The organism is Rhodococcus antarcticus, from assembly GCF_026153295.1.
GTDB classification, from domain to species: domain Bacteria; phylum Actinomycetota; class Actinomycetes; order Mycobacteriales; family Mycobacteriaceae; genus Rhodococcus_D; species Rhodococcus_D antarcticus.
The window spans coordinates 2,457,206-2,476,854 of the sequence record NZ_CP110615.1 but is presented as its reverse complement, the minus strand read 5'-3'; the positions used below and the strand labels follow the sequence as shown (position 1 = coordinate 2,476,854).

Annotated in this window: 19 protein-coding genes, 1 tRNA gene and 2 riboswitches; of the genes, 15 read left to right on the top strand and 5 right to left on the bottom strand. The window is 74.1% G+C overall.

Translation table 11 applies throughout. The features are described from left to right. Positions 1 to 44: 44 nt before the first annotated feature. From RHODO2019_RS12060 to RHODO2019_RS12040, 5 genes are all read left to right on the top strand, one after another. The gene (locus tag RHODO2019_RS12060; RefSeq protein ID WP_265382028.1) at positions 45 to 2,147 is read left to right on the top strand and encodes an ATP-dependent DNA helicase UvrD2; all 2,103 of its coding nucleotides are present in this window, start codon (positions 45 to 47) and stop codon (positions 2,145 to 2,147) included. 105 nt (positions 2,148 to 2,252) lie between these two features. Beyond that, positions 2,253 to 2,402 (top strand): hypothetical protein, encoded by a 150-nt coding sequence (locus tag RHODO2019_RS12055; protein ID WP_265382027.1) that lies wholly within the window; start codon positions 2,253 to 2,255, stop codon positions 2,400 to 2,402. A gap of 167 nt (positions 2,403 to 2,569) precedes the next feature. Then, positions 2,570 to 2,875, top strand: coding sequence for a WhiB family transcriptional regulator (locus tag RHODO2019_RS12050; protein ID WP_265384745.1), 306 nt, complete (start codon positions 2,570 to 2,572; stop codon positions 2,873 to 2,875). After that, positions 2,872 to 3,129, top strand: a complete 258-nt coding sequence (locus RHODO2019_RS12045) for a hypothetical protein (protein WP_265382026.1) — start codon at positions 2,872 to 2,874, stop codon at positions 3,127 to 3,129. The genes RHODO2019_RS12050 and RHODO2019_RS12045 overlap by 4 nt, the downstream gene beginning before the upstream one ends. Before the next feature lie 72 nt (positions 3,130 to 3,201). Beyond that, the gene (locus RHODO2019_RS12040; protein ID WP_265382025.1) at positions 3,202 to 3,372 is read left to right on the top strand and encodes a hypothetical protein; all 171 of its coding nucleotides are present in this window, start codon (positions 3,202 to 3,204) and stop codon (positions 3,370 to 3,372) included. 10 nt (positions 3,373 to 3,382) lie between these two features. Here RHODO2019_RS12040 and RHODO2019_RS12035 read toward each other — a convergent pair whose 3' ends face one another. Further along, entirely contained in the window at positions 3,383 to 4,696 is a 1,314-nt protein-coding gene (locus tag RHODO2019_RS12035) for an ABC1 kinase family protein (RefSeq protein WP_265382024.1), read from the bottom strand. Positions 4,697 to 4,740: 44 nt separating this feature from the next. Beyond that, complete coding sequence (locus RHODO2019_RS12030; protein ID WP_265382023.1) at positions 4,741 to 5,661, bottom strand: TOMM precursor leader peptide-binding protein; 921 nt, start codon at positions 5,659 to 5,661, stop codon at positions 4,741 to 4,743. 146 nt (positions 5,662 to 5,807) lie between these two features. Here RHODO2019_RS12030 and RHODO2019_RS12025 point away from each other — a divergent pair, with 146 nt between their 5' ends. Beyond that, entirely contained in the window at positions 5,808 to 6,419 is a 612-nt protein-coding gene (locus RHODO2019_RS12025; protein ID WP_265382022.1) for a M48 family metallopeptidase, read from the top strand. A gap of 22 nt (positions 6,420 to 6,441) precedes the next feature. Here the strand turns inward: RHODO2019_RS12025 and RHODO2019_RS12020 are convergent, their stop codons facing one another. Next, the gene (locus RHODO2019_RS12020; RefSeq protein ID WP_265382021.1) at positions 6,442 to 7,836 is read right to left on the bottom strand and encodes a zinc-dependent metalloprotease; all 1,395 of its coding nucleotides are present in this window, start codon (positions 7,834 to 7,836) and stop codon (positions 6,442 to 6,444) included. Positions 7,837 to 7,927: 91 nt separating this feature from the next. Here RHODO2019_RS12020 and RHODO2019_RS12015 point away from each other — a divergent pair, with 91 nt between their 5' ends. Continuing rightward, positions 7,928 to 8,950, top strand: a complete 1,023-nt coding sequence (locus RHODO2019_RS12015; protein WP_265382020.1) for a YlbL family protein — start codon at positions 7,928 to 7,930, stop codon at positions 8,948 to 8,950. 17 nt (positions 8,951 to 8,967) lie between these two features. Here RHODO2019_RS12015 and RHODO2019_RS12010 read toward each other — a convergent pair whose 3' ends face one another. Beyond that, positions 8,968 to 9,513: a PPA1309 family protein gene (locus tag RHODO2019_RS12010; protein WP_265382019.1), complete on the bottom strand. Its 546-nt coding sequence runs from the start codon at positions 9,511 to 9,513 to the stop codon at positions 8,968 to 8,970. A 156-nt stretch (positions 9,514 to 9,669) separates the two neighbouring features. On the opposite strand from RHODO2019_RS12010, the gene RHODO2019_RS12005 reads away from it, so the two are divergent. From RHODO2019_RS12005 to RHODO2019_RS11980, 6 genes are all read left to right on the top strand, one after another. After that, a complete protein-coding gene (locus RHODO2019_RS12005; RefSeq protein ID WP_265382018.1) occupies positions 9,670 to 12,678 on the top strand; it encodes a UPF0182 family protein in 3,009 nt (1,002 codons plus the stop codon). Between the two features lie 92 nt (positions 12,679 to 12,770). Then, positions 12,771 to 12,847 (top strand) — tRNA-Met (locus RHODO2019_RS12000). An 85-nt stretch (positions 12,848 to 12,932) separates the two neighbouring features. After that, positions 12,933 to 13,226 carry a DUF1330 domain-containing protein gene (locus RHODO2019_RS11995; RefSeq protein WP_265382017.1) on the top strand — a complete coding sequence of 98 codons (294 nt, stop codon included), beginning with the start codon at positions 12,933 to 12,935 and terminating at the stop codon, positions 13,224 to 13,226. Positions 13,227 to 13,285: 59 nt separating this feature from the next. After that, positions 13,286 to 14,131 carry an HpcH/HpaI aldolase/citrate lyase family protein gene (locus RHODO2019_RS11990; RefSeq protein WP_265382016.1) on the top strand — a complete coding sequence of 282 codons (846 nt, stop codon included), beginning with the start codon at positions 13,286 to 13,288 and terminating at the stop codon, positions 14,129 to 14,131. 27 nt (positions 14,132 to 14,158) lie between these two features. Then, complete coding sequence (locus tag RHODO2019_RS11985; protein ID WP_265382015.1) at positions 14,159 to 15,433, top strand: competence/damage-inducible protein A; 1,275 nt, start codon at positions 14,159 to 14,161, stop codon at positions 15,431 to 15,433. A 138-nt stretch (positions 15,434 to 15,571) separates the two neighbouring features. Continuing rightward, positions 15,572 to 16,936, top strand: coding sequence for a sensor histidine kinase (locus RHODO2019_RS11980; RefSeq protein ID WP_265382014.1), 1,365 nt, complete (start codon positions 15,572 to 15,574; stop codon positions 16,934 to 16,936). A gap of 12 nt (positions 16,937 to 16,948) precedes the next feature. Here RHODO2019_RS11980 and RHODO2019_RS11975 read toward each other — a convergent pair whose 3' ends face one another. Next, a complete protein-coding gene (locus RHODO2019_RS11975; RefSeq protein WP_265382013.1) occupies positions 16,949 to 17,626 on the bottom strand; it encodes a response regulator transcription factor in 678 nt (225 codons plus the stop codon). An 88-nt stretch (positions 17,627 to 17,714) separates the two neighbouring features. Next, a riboswitch (SAM riboswitch) is annotated at positions 17,715 to 17,825 on the top strand. A 175-nt stretch (positions 17,826 to 18,000) separates the two neighbouring features. Between RHODO2019_RS11975 and RHODO2019_RS19350 the strand changes: the two genes are divergently transcribed. Both RHODO2019_RS19350 and RHODO2019_RS11970 read left to right on the top strand, forming a co-directional pair. Continuing rightward, positions 18,001 to 18,087: a putative leader peptide gene (locus RHODO2019_RS19350; RefSeq protein ID WP_354005600.1), complete on the top strand. Its 87-nt coding sequence runs from the start codon at positions 18,001 to 18,003 to the stop codon at positions 18,085 to 18,087. Between the two features lie 57 nt (positions 18,088 to 18,144). Continuing rightward, positions 18,145 to 19,365, top strand: a complete 1,221-nt coding sequence (locus tag RHODO2019_RS11970) for an acyl-CoA dehydrogenase family protein (protein ID WP_265382012.1) — start codon at positions 18,145 to 18,147, stop codon at positions 19,363 to 19,365. 133 nt (positions 19,366 to 19,498) lie between these two features. Beyond that, positions 19,499 to 19,610: riboswitch (SAM riboswitch) on the top strand. Positions 19,611 to 19,649: the final 39 nt, after the last annotated feature.

The following is a 19,649-nucleotide window of genomic DNA, read 5'->3' as shown; positions in this document are numbered from 1 at the left end:
CCCCAGCGGCGCGGAGTGTCGGTGCGGGCTGGGAGACTGCCCGGGTGAGTGACACCGGCCTCGACCCGCAGCAGCAGGCCGCCGTCGACGCCCCCCGCGGCCCGGTCTGCGTGCTGGCCGGGGCGGGCACCGGCAAGACGCGCACCATCACCCGTCGCATCGCGCACCTGGTCGACTCCGGGCACGTCGCCCCCGGCCAGGTCCTGGCGGTCACCTTCACCTCGCGGGCGGCCGGCGAGATGCGCACCCGGCTGCGCACCCTGGGCATCGGCGGGGTGCAGGCCCGCACCTTCCACGCCGCCGCGCTGCGCCAGCTGCGGTACTTCTGGCCACAGGTGGTGGGGGACACCCCGTGGGAGCTGCTCGACCGCAAGCTCGGGCTGGTGGGCCAGTCGGCCAGCAGGGCCGGGGTCTCCACCAGCGCGGACAGCCTGCGTGACCTGGCCGGGGAGATCGAGTGGTCCAAGGCCACGCTCATCGCCCCCGAGGACTACCCGGCCGCCGCCGTTCGCGCGCACCGCGACCCGCCCGGCTCGGCCGAGCAGGTGGCCGCTGTCTACGCAGGGTACGAGGCGCTGAAGACCCGCAACGGCGTTCTCGACTTCGACGACCTCCTGCTGCACACCGCCGCCGCCCTCGAGGAGCACTCCGAGGTGGCGCGCGAGTTCCGCGACCGCTACCGCTGCTTCGTCGTCGACGAGTACCAGGACGTGACCCCGCTGCAGCAGCGCGTGCTCGACGCGTGGCTCGGTGAGCGGGACGACCTCACGGTGGTGGGCGATGCGAACCAGACCATCTACTCGTTCACCGGCGCCACCCCACGGTTCCTGCTCGACTTCTCCCGGCGCTTCTCCGAGGCCACCGTGGTCCGCCTGGAGCGCGACTACCGCTCGACCCCCGAGGTGGTGAGCCTGGCCAACCGCGTGATCGGCGCGGCCCGGGGGCGCATCGCGGGCAGCCGGCTGCAGCTCGTCGGCCAGCGCCCGCCCGGCCCGGCCCCGGAGTTCGCCGAGCACCCCGACGAGTCCGCGGAGGCCACCGCCGTCGCCGCCCGGATCCGGAAGCTGGTCGACGCGGGAACCCCGGCGGCCGAGATCGCCGTGCTCTACCGGATCAACGCCCAGTCCGAGGTGCACGAGCAGGCGCTGACCGAGGTCGGCATCCCGTACCAGGTGCGTGGCGGGGACCGCTTCTTCGCCCGCCCCGAGGTCCGCTCGGCCGTGGCCGCGCTGCGCCAGGCTGCGCAGCAGGGCGCCGGCCGCGACGGTGACGAGGTGGACGCGGACCTGCTCGAGGTGGTCCGCGCCGTCCTCGAGCCGGTGGGGCTCACGGTCACCGCACCGCCCGGGGGCGCGGTCCGGGAGCGCTGGGAGTCGCTGACCGCGCTGGTGGAGCTGGCCGAGGAGCTGCTCACCGTGCAGCCCGCGGCCGGCCTGCCGCAGCTGCTGACCGAGCTGCAGACCCGGGCCGACGCCCGGCACCCACCCACGGTCCAGGGCGTCACGCTGGCGTCGCTGCACGCCGCCAAGGGCCTGGAGTGGGACGCGGTGTTCCTCGTCGGTCTCAACGACGGCACGCTGCCCATCCAGCACGCCCTGGGGGAAGGTGGTGCGGCGGAGGAGGCCGCGGTCGAGGAGGAGCGGCGGCTGCTCTACGTCGGGGTGACGCGGGCCCGCGAGGTGCTGAGCCTGTCCTGGTCGCTGAGCCGCAACCCGGGCGGGCGGCCGAACCGCCGCCGCTCCCGCTTCCTGCACGGACTCGTCCCCGAGGACCACCCGGCAGCGCGCCTGCCGGCGAAGGCGGCACCCAGGGACACTCGCAAGCGGGGGCGCTGCCGGGTGTGCGGCCAGCCGCTGGTCGGCGCCATGCCCACCAAGCTCGGTCGGTGCGAGAGCTGTCCGAGCAACGTCGACGACGAGCTGCTGGAGTCGCTGCGCACCTGGCGCAAGGAACGCTCGACCGAGCTCAAGGTGCCCGCCTACGTGGTGTTCACCGACGCCACCCTCACGGCCATCGCCGAGCAGAAGCCGGGCGACGCGGCGGCGCTGGTCGCCATCCCCGGCATCGGCGCGGCCAAGCTCGAGCGGTTCGGCCCCGACGTGCTCACGCTGGTGCGTGGCGAGCAGCCCGCTCCCGGCGCAGGCTGAACCGCCATCGTCGCAGGTGGAAAATCGATTGTGCTCCCGGCGGGTGCCGTCATAGCCTGCTGTCACCATGAACGACTGACGAGCACCGGCGAGGAGGTGGCGAACGTGATCATCATGACCAGCACGGCGGGCAGGACCCGTCTCGGCGCTGTCGCCGCCCCGCTGCGCGCAGGCGCACCCGGTGCCGTCGCGCCCAGCGCCCCCGAGAACGACGCACAGCTGCGCGCGTCCGTGCGCCCGAGGCGTGATCTGTAGGTAGATCACGCCCCACCAGGCCACGGACCCGCGGACGACGCGGACCCGTGGCCTTCTCTCTGCGACCAGCTCGCTGGCGAGGCAGGACCCGGGACACGCATCCCGAACCGCCCCGATCCACCAGCTCTGCCGCACAGGAGAAGGAGAACGACGTGTCCACAGCGACCATGGAGACGCTGGGAACGACGCTGCCGGGGGCTCCCCTCACCACGGAGCCGGGGGAGCTGCCCTGCCGGGTGGCCGACGCGGACCTCTGGTTCGCCGAGGCCCCCGCCGAGCTCGAGCTCGCCAAGGCGCTCTGCGCCGAGTGCCCCGTCCGCCAGCGCTGCCTGCGGACCGCGCTGGAGCGGGGCGAGCCCTGGGGGGTCTGGGGCGGCGAGATCTTCGAGCGCGGTGAGGTCATCGCCCGCAAGCGGCCCCGGGGCCGCCCGCGCAAGGACGCCCGTCCGGGGCTCACCGGGTCCGCAGCGTGAGCGGCCCGCGGGCCACCGCCCGGCGCAGCACCAGCAACCACCACACCGTGACGGCGCCGCGAGAGCACCCGCCGCGCGACCGACCTCAGGAGAACGCCATGCACACGATGTACGAAGTCCTCGCGCGGGAGCGCATGCGCGAGGACCAGCGCTGCGCCGCCCACCGCCGTCAGGCGGACCGGCTCGTTGCCCAGCGGCGCTGGCGGAGGCTGGCGCGCTTCGCCCAGAACCGGGCGGAGAGGCTCGACCTCTGACCCGCCGGGGGCCGCTCGCGGGACGCCTCCCGCCCGCGGCCCCCGGTGGGTGGACGTGCCTATGCTGCGCTCGTGGACGAGGCCAGCTGTGACCGGTGCGGGGCAGAGCTGCCCACCGAACCCGGACGGCGGCTCGCGTGGAGCCACCACGTGCAGGCGGGCCGACCGGGATGGACCTGCCCCGCCTGCACCCGCGAGCACAGCCGCTCCATCGAGGCGCGGCTGGACGGGCAGTGGTGGTGACCAGCCCTGGTCAGGCTTCGCGGACCCCGGGCTGCCACGTGTGCACGATGTCCCAGAACGGGAGCTCGGCGTCGAGCTGGCACAGGATCGCGATCGAGCCCATGGTCACCCGGTAGATCAGCAGGTACTCCGCCGGGAGGTTCATCGACCGGGCCATCTCCATCTCGGGGCCGCGCGCGTCGCCGAAGCGGTTCGCCTGGCCCTGCAGCCAGCGGCGGGTGAAGTGGAAGATGTCCCCGCGCATCGGCTCGACGAACGGTGCCAGGTACTCCAGCACGGCGCCGGGGTCCATCTCGATGCCGGGGCGGACGAACCCGGCCTCCCGCATGAGGCTGAACAGCTCGGTGGGCCGGTCCTCCAGCGCGAGCACGGACATGCGGCCCAGCGTGGTGGGCATGCCGTGGGGCAGGCGTGCGACCGCCCCGAAGTCGATGACGATGAGGCGCCCGTCCGGCGCCACCATGAAGTTGCCGGGGTGCGGGTCGGAGTGCAGCAGCCCCGACCGGGCAGGGGAGGAGAAGTGGAAGACGCTGAGCTTGCGGCCCACCTCGTCCCGCTGGGCCTTGTCGCCGGAGGCGATGACGGCGGCGAGCTTGACGCCCTCGACCCACTCGCTCACGACCACCTTCGGAGCGCTGGCCACCACCTTCGGCACCAGGAACTCGGGATCACCGTCGAAGGCCGCGGCGAAGGTCCGCTGGTTGTCGGCCTCGGCCCGGTAGTCGAGCTCTTCGACCATCCGGTCGCGCAGCTCGGCGATGAGCGGCTTGATCTCCAGTCCCGGCGCCACCGCCTGGAACAGCCGGCTGAACCGCTGCACCTGCTTGAGGTCCGAGCGCAGGGCCTCGTCCGCCCCCGGGTACTGCACCTTGACGGCGACGTCGCGACCGTCGCTCCAGACGGCTCGGTGCACCTGGCCGATGCTGGCCGACGCCGCCGGGCTGTCGTCGAAGCTGGCGAAGCGGCTGCGCCAGCCCGTGCCGAGCTGCTCGGCGAGCACGCGGTGCACGGTGGTGGCCGGCATCGGGGGGGCGCCGGACTGCAGCTTGGTCAAGGCCTCCCGGTAGGGCTCGGCCAGCTCCTCGGGCACGGCGGCCTCGAAGACGCTGAGAGCCTGCCCGAACTTCATGGCCCCGCCCTTGAGCTCACCGAGCACCGAGAACAGCTGCTCGGCCGTCTTCGCGCTCATGTCCGCGCTGACCTGCTCGCTGGTCTGGCCCGCGATCCGCTTGCCCCACCCCGCGGCCGTTCGCCCGGCGAAGCCCAGGGGCAGGCTCGCGAGCTTGGCTGTTCTGGCCGCTCCGCGGCGGGGGATGTCGGACACGACCCCATCATCCCCGACCACCCGTGCCGGCGCAGCAGGCCAGGTCACCGGTGTGCACCGCAGCCGCAGCGGGGATGGGGCAACCACGGTCGGCGACGGAGGGTGTCGGTGCGCAGGTCGAGCTCGAGGGTCGCGCCCAGGCTCCCGGGGGCACCCTCGCCGCCGGCTCCGTCGCGCAGCAGGTGCTCGACCTGGCCCAGCGCCAGGGCCGCGGTCGCCCGGACCACCGCGGGGGAGCCGTGCCCCGTGCGGCCCATGAGCTGAGCCGCCAGCGCCGGCCACTCCGGGTCGAGCTCGCTGCGGTGCAGGTCCGCGCAGCGGACGCAGCTGCTGCGCCCGGGGAGCACCAGTGGTCCGACGAGCCCGGTCCCGTCGCGCAGCCGCACCACCAGGTGAGGGGTGCGGGCGGCCACCAGCTCCGCGAGCAGGCACGGGTCGACCACCTGCTGGTCGCACAGCAGCACGAGGTCCACCTCGCGGCCGTCCGGGCCGCGACCGTGCGCGCGGTGCACCTGCAGCCCGGCCGCGCGCAACCCGTCGACCAGCACGTCCGTGAGCGGTCCTCTGCCGTGGACGAGGGCGCGACGACGGTGCTCGGTGCCCGGTGGCGGGGTCCAGCGCACCAGCCCCGCGGACACGAGCGCCCCGAGCAGCTCGTCGAGCGCGGGTGGGTCGAGCCCTGCTGCAGCGGCCAGCGGCTGCAGCTCGGCCAGGGTGCGCACCCCGTCGACGGACCGCAGCAGGGCGGCGAGGGTGTCCGTGCCGCCCGGCGCGGCGGGACGCACCAGCAGGGCACGGTCGGGTGACCATCCCACCTGGACGTCCCCGCAGCGGCGCGTGAGCACGGCGGCGGCGAGGTCGAGGTTGGGGCGGAGGTCGCCGGCGGTGCGGGGTGCGGCGGCGGTGCGGGGTGCGGCAGTGCGGGGTGCGGCGGTGCGGGGTGCGGCTGCGGCTGCTGTGGTCATGGTGGTGGACCCTCGCAGCCGGTCGGGGGCCGAGAACGGTCCGAGGGCGGGGTTGTCCACAGGCCAGCGGGGCTGCACCGCATCATCGCCGCAGGTCACGACATCGTGGCGGGTCCAGGATCGTCCGGTTCCGATACGGTGCGCCGGTGCCTGCGATCCCGTCCGGTGACGTGCCCCCGGTCGAGGTGCGGCGCAGCACGAGGCGCCGGCGGACCGTGAGCGCCCACCGGGAGGGTGACACGGTGGTCGTGCTGCTGCCCGCCAGGATGAGCGCAGCCGAGGAGCAGCGCTGGGTGGCGGAGATGCTCGCGCGGCTGGCGCGCACCGAGGCGCGTCGACGTACCTCGGCGAGCCGCTCCGATGCCGAGCTCGTGCGCCGGGCCGGCGAGCTCTCCCGACGGTGGCTGGACGGCCGCGCCGAGCCGGACGTGGTGCGGTGGGTGCCGCCCATGCGCAGCCGGTGGGCGTCGTGCACCCCGGCCGAGCGGAGCATCCGGGTCAGCGAGCGGCTGCGCGAGACGCCGGGCTGGGTGCTCGACTACGTGCTGGTCCACGAGCTCGCCCACCTGCTCGAGCCCGGCCACGGCCCCGAGTTCTGGGCCTGGGTGCAGCGCTACCCCCGGACCGAGCGCGCGAGGGGCTACCTCGAGGGGCTCTCCGCGGCCGCCGCCCTGGGCATCGAGGCCCTGGACGCCGAGGCCCCGGACGTCGAGGCCCCGGACGTCGAGGCCCGCGACGAGCCCTGCACGTCGCCGTAGCAGCGCGCGATCGACCCGCGGGTCAGACGGTGGCAGGCCCGTCGGGGTCGTCGGACTGCTCGTCGGCCGCGGCCCCGTCCGCCTCGTCCATCTTCTGCTCCGCCGACAGCGTCTTCTCGAGCTCGGCCATGGGGTCCTCGGAGTCCCCGGAGAGCATCGTGTCCACGAATGCCGCCGGGTCGTCCAGATCGGCCGAGACGGGCAGCAGGTCCGGGTGCGACCACAGCCCGTCCCTCGTCTCGACGTCCCCCTTCTCGGCCAGCAGCCGCCACAGCTCAGCCGCCTCGCGCAACCGCCGCGGGCGCAGCTCCAGCCCGACCAGCGTGGCGAACGTCTGCTCCGCCGGCCCGCCCGAGGCGCGGCGCCGACGCAGCGTCTCCCGCAGCGCGGGGGCGCCGGGCAGCCGGTCGGTCACCGCGTCGGAGACCACGGCGTCCACCCAGCCCTCGACGAGGGCGAGCAGCGTCTCCAGCCGGTCCAGCGCAGCCTGCTGGGCCGGCGTGGTCTTGGGCTCGAACGCCCCGCCCTGCATGATCTTCTCCAGCGCGGCCGGGTCCTGCAGTGCTGACGGGTCGAGCCCGCGAGCCATCTCCTCCATGGCGGAGAAGTCCACGGTGATGCCGCGGGCGTACTCCTCGACGGTGGCGAGCAGCCGCTGCCGCAACCACGGCACGTGGCCGAACAGGCGCTGGTGGGCGGCCTCGCGGGCCGCGAGGTAGACCAGCACCTCGTGCTGGGGCCGGTCGAGACCCTCGGTGAGCTTCGCGACCGCACCGGGCAGCAGCGCGGCCGTGCCCTCGGGGCCCAGCGGCAGACCGACGTCGGTGGAGGTCAGCACCTCGCCCGCCAGCTGGCCCAGGGCCTGCCCGAGCTGGGAGCCGAAGGCCATGCCGCCCATCTGCCCCATCATCCCGATCATGGGGCCGGCCATCGCCCGGGCCTCCTCGGGCAGGCCCTGCACCCACGCGGAGGCGACCTGCTGCGCCACCGGGTCGCACAGCCGCTGCCAGGTGGGCATGGTCGCGTCGAGCCACTGCTGCGGGGTCCAGGCCACGGTCGTGCGCACGCCCGAGGGGAGGGTCGTCACGTCGTCGAGCCACAGCTCGGCCAGACGCACCGCGTCGGTGACGGCCTGGGTCTCCGAGGACCGGATGGGCGACTGGGTGCCCAGCTGCTGCACCGCGAGCTGCTTGGCCAGGTCGTAGTTCACCGGGCCGCTGGAGCTGCCGGAGCTGCTCAGCATCTGCCCGAGCTGGGTGAGCATCTGCCCGAGCTGGGCGGGGTCGAAGCCGCCGCCGCCGGGGCCGCCCGCTCCGAAGCCGAACCCGCCGCCACCGCCCGAGCCGCCCGCCCCGCCGGCGGCGCCGTCGCCGTGTCCGTCGTCGGGTCCGCGGAAGCCGAAGGGGAGGTCACTCATGACCGAAACGGTACTCGGCACCGGCGGGGTGCACGGGGACCGAGCGCGTGCTCTGCGCGAACACCGCGCCGCGCGTGCCTACTGTGGTTGCGTGACTCGTCGAACGGTGACCCTGCTGACCGGGCTCGCGCTCGTGGTGGTGCTCGGAGCGCTCGGGTCGGCGGTACGGGTGCCGTTCGTGGCCCTGGGCCCCGGACCCACGTACAACACCCTCGCCGACGTGGGCGGGACCCCGGTCGTCGACATCGAGGGCACGCAGACCTACCCGACGGCCGGCAACCTGAACATGACCACGGTGTCGGTCCGCGACGGCATCACCCTGTTCGGGGCGGTCGGGCTCTGGCTCAGCGGGCGCGACGCCCTGGTGCCCCGCGAGACGGTCTACCCCGCCGACCGGTCCACCCAGCAGATCGAGCAGCAGAACACGGCCGACTTCCAGCAGTCGGAGTCGAGCGCGGTGGTCGCTGCCCTCGGCTACCTGAAGTACCCGTTCACGATCAAGGTCGCCCAGCTGGCTGACGCCTCACCGGCGGCCGGGGTGCTCCAGGCCGGCGACCAGATCACCTCGGTCGACGGCACCGCCATCACCTCCACCACGGGGGTCCGCGACGCGCTCGCGGCCAGCGCACCGGGCCAGCGGGTGCGGCTCGGCTACACCCGAGGGGGCACGGCAGCCACGGGATCGGTGGTGCTCGGCACGTTCCCCGACGGCCAGACGCAGGGATTCCTGGGCGTGACCACCTCGGCGGAGCCCGACGTCCCCTTCACCGTGAAGATCAGCCTGCAGGACGTGGGCGGCCCGTCGGCCGGGTTGATGTTCGCCCTGGGCGTGGTGGACAAGCTCACGACCGGTGAGCTGAACAACGGCGCGTTCGTGGCCGGCACCGGCACCATCGACTCCGTGGGCACGGTGGGGCCCATCGGTGGCATCCCGTTCAAGCTCGTCGCGGCCAGGGAGGCCGGGGCCAGCACCTTCCTGGTCCCGGCCCAGAACTGCGCGGAGGCGCTGGCGAACGCCCCCGACGGCCTGCGGCTGGTCAAGGTCGACACCCTGGCCGACGCCGTGGGCGACCTCGACAGCCTCGCGGCCGGGGCCGACGTGCCCAGCTGCTGAGCCCGCCCCCCGGGAGCTCAGTCGGCGAACGTGGCGTGCAGGGCGGCGACGAGGCCGGGCGCGAGATCCGGGTGCTCCAGCAGCTCCGGTGACCCGTCGGCCGGGGAGTCCGCCCGCAGCTGCAGCAGGCACAGCGCCTGCCCGTCGCGCAGCACCGCCGCCACCACACGGGCCTCGCGCCGCTCGGGGTGCGCGGCGGCCCGGGCCAGCGCGTCGGTCCCCGCGCCGGCCGCGTCCAGCTCCGCCTCCGCGTCGGGGGGCAGGATCAGCACCTCCTGCACCAGCGCGCACCCCGACACCCCGGCCGGCCAGAGGATCTGGGCGAGGGCGGCGTCGAGCTCGGGGGCGGCGCCCTCGACCCCGCCCGGCAGCGCGTCCTGGGCCACCGGGGTCAGCTCGGCCGTGGCGTCGAGCTGACCGTGCAGGTCCGGCTCCTGGGCGAGCAGCTCGGCCGTGGGGACCAGGGCGAACAGCTGGGGCGGCTGGTCCCAGCCCCCGGCGTCGACGAACTCGACGACCTCGCGCACACAGGTGGACAGCGCCGTGGGGGTGAGCTGGCTCATGTGTGCATCCTCGCAGCCGGGGACCGGACGCCGCACGGGCCACAGGAGTCCCACACCGCCGTCCGTAGAGTGGTCCTCGACGGTGACGCGCGAGCGCCGCCGTCGTGCACCCGTGAGCGGCCCCCGGGCCGTGCGACAAGAGCTGGAGCGTGACCCGTGGCCGTGCGGCCCCCTTCCGGAGTTCCCGGACTGTCCCGGCGCAGTCGACTGCTGCTGATCGCGGGGGTCGTGCTGCTCGTCGTCCTCTTCGGTGGCACGCGGCTCATCGAGACCTACGTGAACTGGCTCTGGTTCGGCGAGGTCGGCCAGCGCGGGGTGTTCACCACCGTCATCGTGACGCGTGCGGTGCTCTTCCTGGTCTTCACCGTGCTCGTGGCGGGGGCGATCAGCGGTGCGCTGCTGCTGGCCTACCGGTCGCGCCCGGTGTTCGTGCCCGTGGCCGGCCCGGACGACCCGGTGGCCCGGTACCGCACGACGATCATGACGCGGCTGCGCTGGTTCGGCCTGGGCATCCCGCTGGTGGTGGGAGTGCTGTCCGGACTGGTAGCACAGGCCAGCTGGACCACGGTGCAGCTGTGGATGAACGGCACCAGCTTCGGCACCACCGACCCGGTGTTCAACCTCGACGTCGGCTTCTACGCCTTCGACCTGCCGTTCTACCGGCTGATCCTCGACTGGCTGTTCGTGATCCTGGTCCTGGCGTTCCTGGCCAACCTGGTCACCCACTACATCTTCGGCGGCCTGCGCCTGGCCGGCCGCGGGGGTCAGCTCACCCGGGCCGCCCGGGTGCAGCTCGCCACGCTGGCCGGGGTGTTCGTCCTGGTCAAGGCGGTGGCCTACTGGTTCGACCGCTACGCGCTGCTCTCCAGCAACCGCAACACCCGTTTCACCGGTGCCACGTACACCGACCTCAACGCGGTGCTGCCCGCACGGCTGATCCTGCTGGCCATCGCGATCATCTGCGCCGCATCCTTCTTCGCCGGCGTGGTGCTGCGCGACCTGCGGGTGCCGGCCCTGGGCCTGGCTCTGCTGGTCTTCTCCTCGGTGGTGGTCGGCGCTGCCTGGCCCGCCGTGCTGCAGCAGTTCTCGGTCAACCCCAACGAGGCGCAGCGCGAGGCCACGTCGATCCAGCGCAACATCGACGCCACCCGGCAGGCGTACAACATCGGCGGCGACAACGTCAGCTACGTCAGCTACTCCGGGACCGACACCGTCGCCCCCAGCGACGTGAAGACCGACCCGACCATCTCCAACGTCCGCCTGCTCGACCCCAACGTCGTCTCGCCCACGTTCACCCAGCAGCAGCAGCTGAAGAACTTCTACGGCTTCCCGAACACGCTCAACGTCGACCGGTACACCGTGAAGGGCGAGCAGCGCGACTACGTCGTCGCCGCGCGCGAGCTGGACCCGGCAAACCTCAGCGGCAACCAGACCAACTGGATCAACCGCCACACCGTCTACACCCACGGCGACGGGATCGTCGCGGCGCCGGCCAACCAGGTCAACGCCGCCGTGGGTGACGCGAGCGGGGGCGGGGGCAGCGGCAACGCCGGCTCCCCGGTCTACACCGTCAGCGACCTGGCCTCGCCGGGTGACGCGGCCACCGACCCGCTCGCCGTCGTGCAGCCGCGCATCTACTACGGCCCGCTCATCGGCGGCTCGAACCCCGACTACGCCATCGTCGGCGGCAACGGGGCCTCCCGCGAGTACGACACGGACACCGCGACCTCCACCTACGACGGATCCGGTGGAGTGCCCGTGGGCAGCCTGCTGCACCGCCTCGCCTTCGCCGGGCAGTACGGCGAGCGCAACCTGCTGTTCTCCAGCGCGGTCTCGGGCGACTCCAAGATCCTGTTCAAGCGCGACCCGGCCACCCGCGTGAAGGCCATCGCGCCGTGGCTGACCACCGACAGCGAGACCTACCCGGCCGTGGTCGACGGGCGCATCCAGTGGATCGTCGACGGCTACACGACCCTGAACTCGTTCCCCTACGCCCAGAGCACCTCGCTGACGACCGCCACCACCGACAGCACCGAGACCACGGGCATCCAGCAGCTGCCCACCGACCAGGTGTCCTACATCCGCAACTCGGTGAAGGCCACGGTCGACGCCTACGACGGCACGGTCACGCTGTACGCCAGCGACGAGAGCGACCCGGTCCTGAAGGCGTGGGAGAAGGTGTTCCCCGGAGTGGTCAAGCCGGCCAGCGAGGTCTCGCCGGACCTGCGGGCGCACTTCCGGGTCCCGCAGGACCTGTTCAAGGTGCAGCGCGAGCTGCTGACCAAGTACCACGTGTCCGACCCGACGGAGTTCTACAACAGCAACAACTTCTGGGACGTGGCGACCGACCCGACGATCGAGAACAAGACCGGGAGCCTCAACCAGCCGCCGTACTACATCCTCGCCGCCGACCCCGAGGACAAGACCAAGACGTCCTTCCAGCTCACCAGCGCCCTGGTCGGGCTGAACCGGCAGTTCCTCTCCGCCTACGTCACCGCCAGCTCGGATCCCAGCACCTACGGCAAGATCACCGTCCTGCAGCTCCCCACCACGGTGCAGTCCGAGGGGCCGCAACAGGTGCAGAACCGGATGGTCTCCGACGGGGCCGTGGCCGGTGAGCTCAACCCGATCCGGCAGAACTCCACGACCGTGACCTACGGCAACCTGCTCACGCTGCCCATCGGCGCGTCGGGGCTGCTGTACGTGGAGCCGGTGTACCTGCGACGCTCGGGCCAGTCGTCCTCGTTCCCCCAGCTGGCCCGCGTCATCGTCAGCTACAACAACAAGATCGGCTACGCCTCGACCCTGGGTGCGGCCCTGGACCAGGTCATCGGGGCCGGTGCAGGATCAGGGGTGACGCCGCCGGCCGACGGTCCGACGCCCGGGACCACCACGGCCCCGCCGACGAGCACCACGGCACCGCCCACGAGCTCGGCGCCGGGCGGGACGGTCACCCAGAACCAGGCGGTGGCGGGGCTGAACTCCGCGCTGGCCCAGGTGAAGTCGGCGCAGACCAGCGGTGACCTCGGCCGGCTGGGCACCGCGCTCACCCAGCTCGACGCGGCCGTGCAGGCCTACGAGCGGGCCACCGGTCAGCCCGTCCCGACGACGGCACTGACGGCTCCGCCCACCCCGGCGACGCCCACGCCGACCGCGACGGGGTAGCGCCCGCGAGGTGACCCACGTCATGCCCGGGGGCGGGCCCAGGATTTGCACCTGCGCTCCGCCCCCCGGTAACGTCTGGTTCACACCAACGACGCGGGGTGGAGCAGCTCGGTAGCTCGCTGGGCTCATAACCCAGAGGTCGCAGGTTCAAATCCTGCCCCCGCTACCACGGTTCGACGAAGGCCCCCAGGGTTGACCTGGGGGCCTTTGTCACGGGTGGGGTCGCGGAGAGCCTGCCGTGCGACGATCGCCCGATGAGCGCCTACTGGATCAGCACCTACGCCGATATCCTCGATGACGAGAAGATGGCGGCCTACGCCGCGCTGGCCGGTCCCGCGCTGACCGCGGCCGGCGGCACCTTCCTCGCCCGCGGCACCGCAGCGGCCTGGTTCGAGCAGGGGGTCGAGCAGCGGTCGGTGCTGCTGGAGTTCCCGTCCGTCGAGGCCGCGGTGGCGGCGCACGACGGGGCCGACTACCAGGCGGCGCTGGCGGCCCTCGGCGACGGGGCGGTCCGCGACATCCGGATCGTGCCGGGTCTGCAGCCGTAGAGCTCACGGTTACCCGCCGGTAGGTCGAACGGGGTCCCCGGCAGCAGTACGGTTGTCCTGTGAGCATCTCCGCGAACCGCAGCCGCATCGACCCCGGGATCGCCCGGTCCTGGCTGCTCGTGCCGGCGAACCGGCCGGAGCGCTTCACTTCGGCTGCCGACGGAGCCGCCGACGTCGTGGTCCTGGACGTCGAGGACGCCGTGGCGGAGACGGGGAAGACCCTCGCCCGCGCGAACGTGCTCGCGTGGTTGCGGGCGGGCGGCCAGGCGTGGGTGCGCGTGAACGGCACCACGACCGCGCACTGGGCCACCGACCTCGACGCCCTCGCCGACACACCCGGCCTGCTCGGCGTGGTGCTGGCGAAGACCGAGAGCGCCGCGGAGGTCGACGACACCGCCGCCCGGCTGCCGGCCGGCACCCCGGTGGTGGCCCTGGTCGAGTCCGCCCTGGGTGTCGAGGCGGCGCTCGAGGTGGCGCGCGCGTCGGCCACCCTGCGGCTGGCCTTCGGCGTGGGCGACTACTGCCGCGACACCGGAGCGAGCAAGGATCCCCTGGCCCTGGCCTACCCACGCTCACGGCTGGTCGTGGCCAGCCGGGCCGCCGGGCTGGGGGGGCCGGTCGACGGACCCACCCTGGCCGTCGACGAGGCGGCGCTGGTCCGGGAGACGCAGCTGGCGGCGTCGCTGGGGATGACGGGTCGGCTCAGCCTGCGTGCGGAGCAGGCCCCCACGCTGAACCGGCTGCTGTCCCCGGGTGCCCCCGCCGTGGCTGCGGCCCGAGGGGTGGTGGCCGAGCTCGGGGAGGACGGGGCCCGCGTCCGCGACGGAAGCGACGGACCCCGCCTTGCCGGGGCCAAGAAGGTGCTCGCGCTCGCCGCGGCCCTCGCCGGGCACCCCGCGCCGTGAGGTTCGTGCGCGCCTAGGGTTCGGTGCATGGTTGCGCGCGCGGGCATCGTCGTCACCGGCACCGAGGTCCTCACGGGCCGGGTGCCCGACCGCAACGGACCCTGGCTGGCCGAGGCGCTGCGTCGCCTCGGGGTGGACGTCGGGCACGTCGTGGTCGTGGGGGACCGGCCGGACGACCTCTCCGCCGCGCTCCGGTTCCTGGCCGACACCGGCGCGGACCTCGTCATCACCACCGGTGGGCTCGGGCCCACCGCCGACGACCTCACCGCGCAGCTCGTCGGTCAGGTCCAGGGCCGGGCCCCGGAGCTCGACGTGGCCCTCGAGGGCCGGATCACCGAGATCGTCGCGCGGCTCAGCCGCGACCGGGGCTGGCGGATGGACCCCGGGGCGACCGCGGCCGGCACCCGGAAGCAGGCCGTGGTGCCGGCCGGGGCCGAGGTGATCGAGCCGGTGGGCACCGCGCCCGGGCTGGTGGTGCCGGTGGCCGACGGGCGCACCGGACCGCCCGTGCTGGTGCTGCCCGGCCCGCCGGGGGAGCTGAGGGGCATGTGGCCCGCAGCGCTGGAGTCGCCGCGGGTCCGGGCCGCGCTGGCCGGGGCGACCGAGCTGCGCCAGCGGACCGTGCGCCTGTGGGGGACACCGGAGTCCGAGCTCGCCGCCACGCTGCGTGGGCTCGAGGGCACCCTCGACGGCCTGGAGATCACCACGTGCCTGCGCGGCGGCGAGCTGGAGGTGGTCACCCGCTTCGGCCCCGAGCACCAGGCGGGCTACGACGCCCTCGTGGCCGCGGTGCACGGCGCGCACGGGTCCACCGTGTTCTCCACCGACGGGGCCGAGGTCGACGAGCTGCTGGCCCGGGCCCTGGACACCCGCGGCTGGACGATCGCCACCGCCGAGTCGTGCACCGCGGGGATGCTCGTGGCCCGGCTGACCGACCCGGCGGGCTCCTCGGTGCGGGTGCTCGGCGGGATCGCCTCGTACTCCAACGGCGTCAAGACCGCAGCGCTCGGCGTGCCGGCCGAGCTCATCGACGCCCTGGGCGCGGTGAGCGCCGAGGTGGCCGTGGCGATGGCGTCGGGGGTCCGGGAGCGCCTCGGTGCCGACGTGGGTGTCGGCATCACCGGGATCGCCGGACCCGGGGGCGGCAGCGCGGACAAGCCCGTGGGCCTGGTGCACGTGTGCGTGCAGAGCCCGCTGCGGTCGGTCTCCCGCGAGCTGCACGTGCCGGGTGGGCGGGCGGACGTCCGCGAGCGCACCGTGCGCGTGGTGCTGCAGCTGCTGCTGGAGCTCGTCGCGCCCTGACCCCTCGCCGCCGGTGCCCTCGCCCGCGGGCCCGGGACGGGAGCTCGAGCACGCCCGCGGCCAGGATCACCGGCGTGGCCGGCAGGAGGTCGAGCTCGGCGGCGTCCTCGTTGGACGGGGGTGGTGCAGGCTGTGGGGGTGCACGTCCTGGTCCGGCCCTCGCTGTGGGGGGTGCGCACGCGCTCGGCACTGGCCGCCGCCCTCGTCGTGACGGTGGCCTTCGCCCTGGCCTCCGGGGCGCTGCTGCTGGTGCTGCAGCGGTCGCTGCAGTCCGCGGGTGACACGTCCTCGGCCTCGCGCGCGGCGGAGATCAGCACCCAGCTGGAGTCGGTCGCCCCCGGGGACCTCGCCCCTGAGCTGCTCGCCACCGACGGTCGCACGGCCGCGGTGCAGGTGCTGGACGCGGACGGGGTGGTGGTGCTGGCCTCGCCCGGCGCCCCCGAGCTCCCGATGATCGCGACGCGGCCATCGGTGGGGCAGGTGCTGGTGGTCGACGAGGACTCCAGCCCCCTCGTCCCTGACGACTTCCGGGTGACCGCGCAGGCCGTGGACGGAGCGCAGGGTGAGCTGACGGTCCTGGTGGCGGCCGGGCAGGAGCCGGTCGAGAGCACCCTGGTGACCGTGGCCGCCCTGCTCGCGGTGGGCCTGCCGGTCATCGTGCTCGTCGTGGGGGTGGCGACGTACGCGCTCGTCGGCCGCTCGCTGCGACCGGTGGAGCGGATGCGGGTGCAGGTGGCCGCGGTGAGCTCGGCCGACCTCGCCGAGCGGGTGCCGGTTCCGGCTCCGCAGGACGAGATCGCGCGCCTGGCCCGCACCATGAACGCGATGCTGAGCCGGTTGCAGGCGGGCCAGGAGGCGCAGCGGCGGTTCGTGGGTGACGCCTCCCACGAGCTGCGCAGCCCGCTGACCACGATCACCGCGGCGCTGGAGCTCGCCCGCGACCACCCCGAGACCCTCGATGCCGAGGTGGTCGGTGGGGTGCTGCTGCCCGAGGCGGAGCGGATGCGCCAGCTCGTGGCCGACCTGCTCCTGCTCGCGAGCGCCGACGAGCGCGGACTCCCGCTGCAGGTGGGCGACGTGGACCTCGACGACCTGGTCGACGCCGAGGTCGCCCGGACCCGGGCCGGGGGGCTCGACGTCGTGGCGGCGGTGCACCCCGTGCGGGTGCGCGGGGACGCCGCGCGCCTGGCCAGGGTCGTGCGCAACCTCACCGACAACGCCGTGCGCCACGCCCACGGCCGCATCTGGGCGAGCTGCCGCGCCGACGGTGGCTGGGCCGTGCTGACGGTGGGCGACGACGGGCCGGGCATCCCCGCGGTCGAGCGGGACCGGGTGCTGGAGCGCTTCGTCCGCCTCGACGCCGATCGGGCCCGCTCGGCGGGGGGGTCCGGACTGGGCCTGGCGATCGTCGTGGAGATCGTCACCGCGCACGGGGGCAGCGTGGTGGTGGGGGAGTCCGCCGCCGGGGGGGCCGAGGTCGGGGTGCGCCTGCCGCTGGGGTGAGCGGGGGCCTGCTCAGCCGCCGTCGGCGTGCAGCCGGTAGCCGACCCCGCGCACGGTCTCGATGGCCCGGCGGTCGAACGGGGTGTCGATCTTGCGGCGGAGGTAGCCGACGTAGACCTCCACGACGTTGTCGTCGCCGGAGTAGTGCGCGTCCCACACCCCCCGCAGGATCTCCCCCTTGGTCACCACGTTCCCCTTGTGCCGCAGGAGGAACTCGAGCAGACCGTGCTCGCGGGGGGTCAGCGAGAGCTCGGTGGTGCCGCGGACCACCCGGCGCCGGCCGGGGTCCAGGGAGAGGTCGCCCGCCTCGAGCACGGTGGGGCGCGCCGGAGCGCCCCGGCGCTGCAGGGCCCGCAGTCGCGCCACGAGGACGACGAACGAGAACGGCTTGGTCAGGTAGTCGTCGGCGCCGAGGTCGAAGGCGTCGGCCTGGTCGTACTCGCCGTCCTTGGCGGTGAGCATCAGCACGGGCGTCCAGACGTCCTTCGCGCGCAGGCCCTTGAGCACGTCGTACCCGTTCAGCCGCGGCAGCATGATGTCGAGCACGATGACGTCGTAGGTGGCGTTGGTGCCCATCCAGAGCCCGTCGACACCATTGTCGGCGATCTCGACCACGACGCCCTCGGCGGTGAGCCCCCGGCGCACCGTCTCGGCCAGGCGCGGCTCGTCCTCGACCACCAGCACCCGCATGGGCTCACGGTACCCACCAGCGGTTGCTCCCAGATGGTGGGAGGGCACGGTTGACGTGGCGGTGTCGGCGCCGCCAAGATCCACCACAGGTCACGAGTGCCAGCGTCAAGCCCCGGCTCGCTGGCCGGCAACCCTCCGCCACGGTGGGGTGCTCCGGGTGACGACCAGGCCCCGGTGACCACCGGGGCAAGCGTGGACCTCCGGGTCCTGGACAAGGGGAGCCGCCGTGCCTGAGCACCGCACCGATCTCCTCGGCGTGCACCCGCTGGCCGTCGCCGACGTGGACTGTCGCTGACCCCGGTCGTCCCCGCCTCCTGGTCCATCCCTCGCCGAGCCGCCCGTCGCGCGCGCCCGGTCCCACCTCCGGAGACCTCGTGTCCCGATCCCTGCGTCCCCGCGTGCCCCTGGTGCGCCGCCGTGCCGTCGATCTCCGGCGCACGGCGAGCGCGGTGTGTCCCTGAGCTCGTCGCCAGGACCACACCCCCTCGATCCGCCCCTCGATCCTCCAGGAGCTCCCCGTGACTGCCCAGCTCGACACCCGTCCCGCCCCGCTCGACCCCGGCACCACCCCGTTCGAGGCCGCCCTGGCCCGCGCGGACCTCGTCGCCGCCACCCTGCGCGCCACCGCCGCTGAGCGGGACCACCTCGGCGCCAGCCCGCGCGCGGAGGTCGAGCTGCTCCGCGAGCACGACCTGCTCCAGGTCCAGGAGCCCGTGGTCCTCGGCGGGGCCGGGCTCGGCTACGCGCAGGCCTCGCTGCTCACCCGCCGCGTCGCGCGCGGCGACACCTCCATCGCCCACCTGCTGGGCTACCACTACGCCCAGACCCGGATCGCGCACCTGTTCGGCACCGCCGAGCAGGCTGCCGAGCACTCCCGGCGCAACGCCGAGGGCCGGCTGTTCTGGGGCGGGGTGCAGAACCCCCGCGGCGCCGACGGGCTCGTGCTGACCCGCGACGGGGACGGCTTCCGCCTGAGCGGGCGGCGCACCTTCGCCTCGGGTGCGAGCCTGGGCGACCACCTCTCGGTCACCGCGACCCTCGACGACAGCCTCGTGTTCGTCTCGCTGCCCGCCGGTCGGGCCGGGTTCACCGCCCTCGGCGACTGGGACAACATCGGTCAGCGCCTGACCGACTCCGGGGGCGTGGTCTTCGAGAACGCGAGGGTCGAGCGCTCGGAGATCCTGGGCGAGGACCCCCTGACGGGCCGGACCCCGAGTCCGTACCAGACGCTCGTCACCCCGCACTGGCAGCTCGCGTTCGTCAACTTCTACCTCGGGACGGCTGAGGGGGCGCTGGAGGAGGCCCTGGACTGGGTGCGGCTGCACGGCACCGCGTGGGAGAGCTCGGGCGTGGACCGGGCCGGCGACGACCCCTACGTCCTGCAGACCATCGGGGAGGTGCGCAGCGAGGTCCGGGCGGCGGCGCTGCTCGCGGACCGGGCGGGACGGGCGCTGCAGACGGCCCTGGACACCGGGCCGGAGCTGACCGACGACGAGCGGGCGGAGGCAGCCGTCGCGATCTACGAGGCGAAGGTCGTGACCACGACGACCTCGTTGTCCGCGGCCAGCCGGTTGTTCGAGATCCAGGGGGCGCGGGCCACCACCAGCGGCTACGGCTTCGACCGGCACTGGCGCAACCTGCGCACCCACACCCTGCACGACCCGGTGGCCTACAAGGCCCGCGAGGTCGGCGACTGGGCGCTGAACCGTCGGGCACCGGAGTTCTCGCTCTACCGCTGACCCCCGTGGACCGGTGACCGGGGAGCGCTCGTGGTCGTGTCGAGCACGAGCGCTCCCCGTCCCCCGCATCCCGGGAGGCGGGGGACGGGGAGCGGCTTGACAGCACCGACGACTGGCGAACAAGATCACCCCAGGTCACGAGCGCCAGCGCCGAGCCCCGGCGCGCTGGCCGGCATCCCCGCACTGCGGCGGGGTGCTCCGGGTGACGACCAGGCCCCGGCGTCGCGTCGGGGCCCGCGAGGACCTCCAGGCGCACCCCCAACGGTGGTGACGCCCGGTGCCCA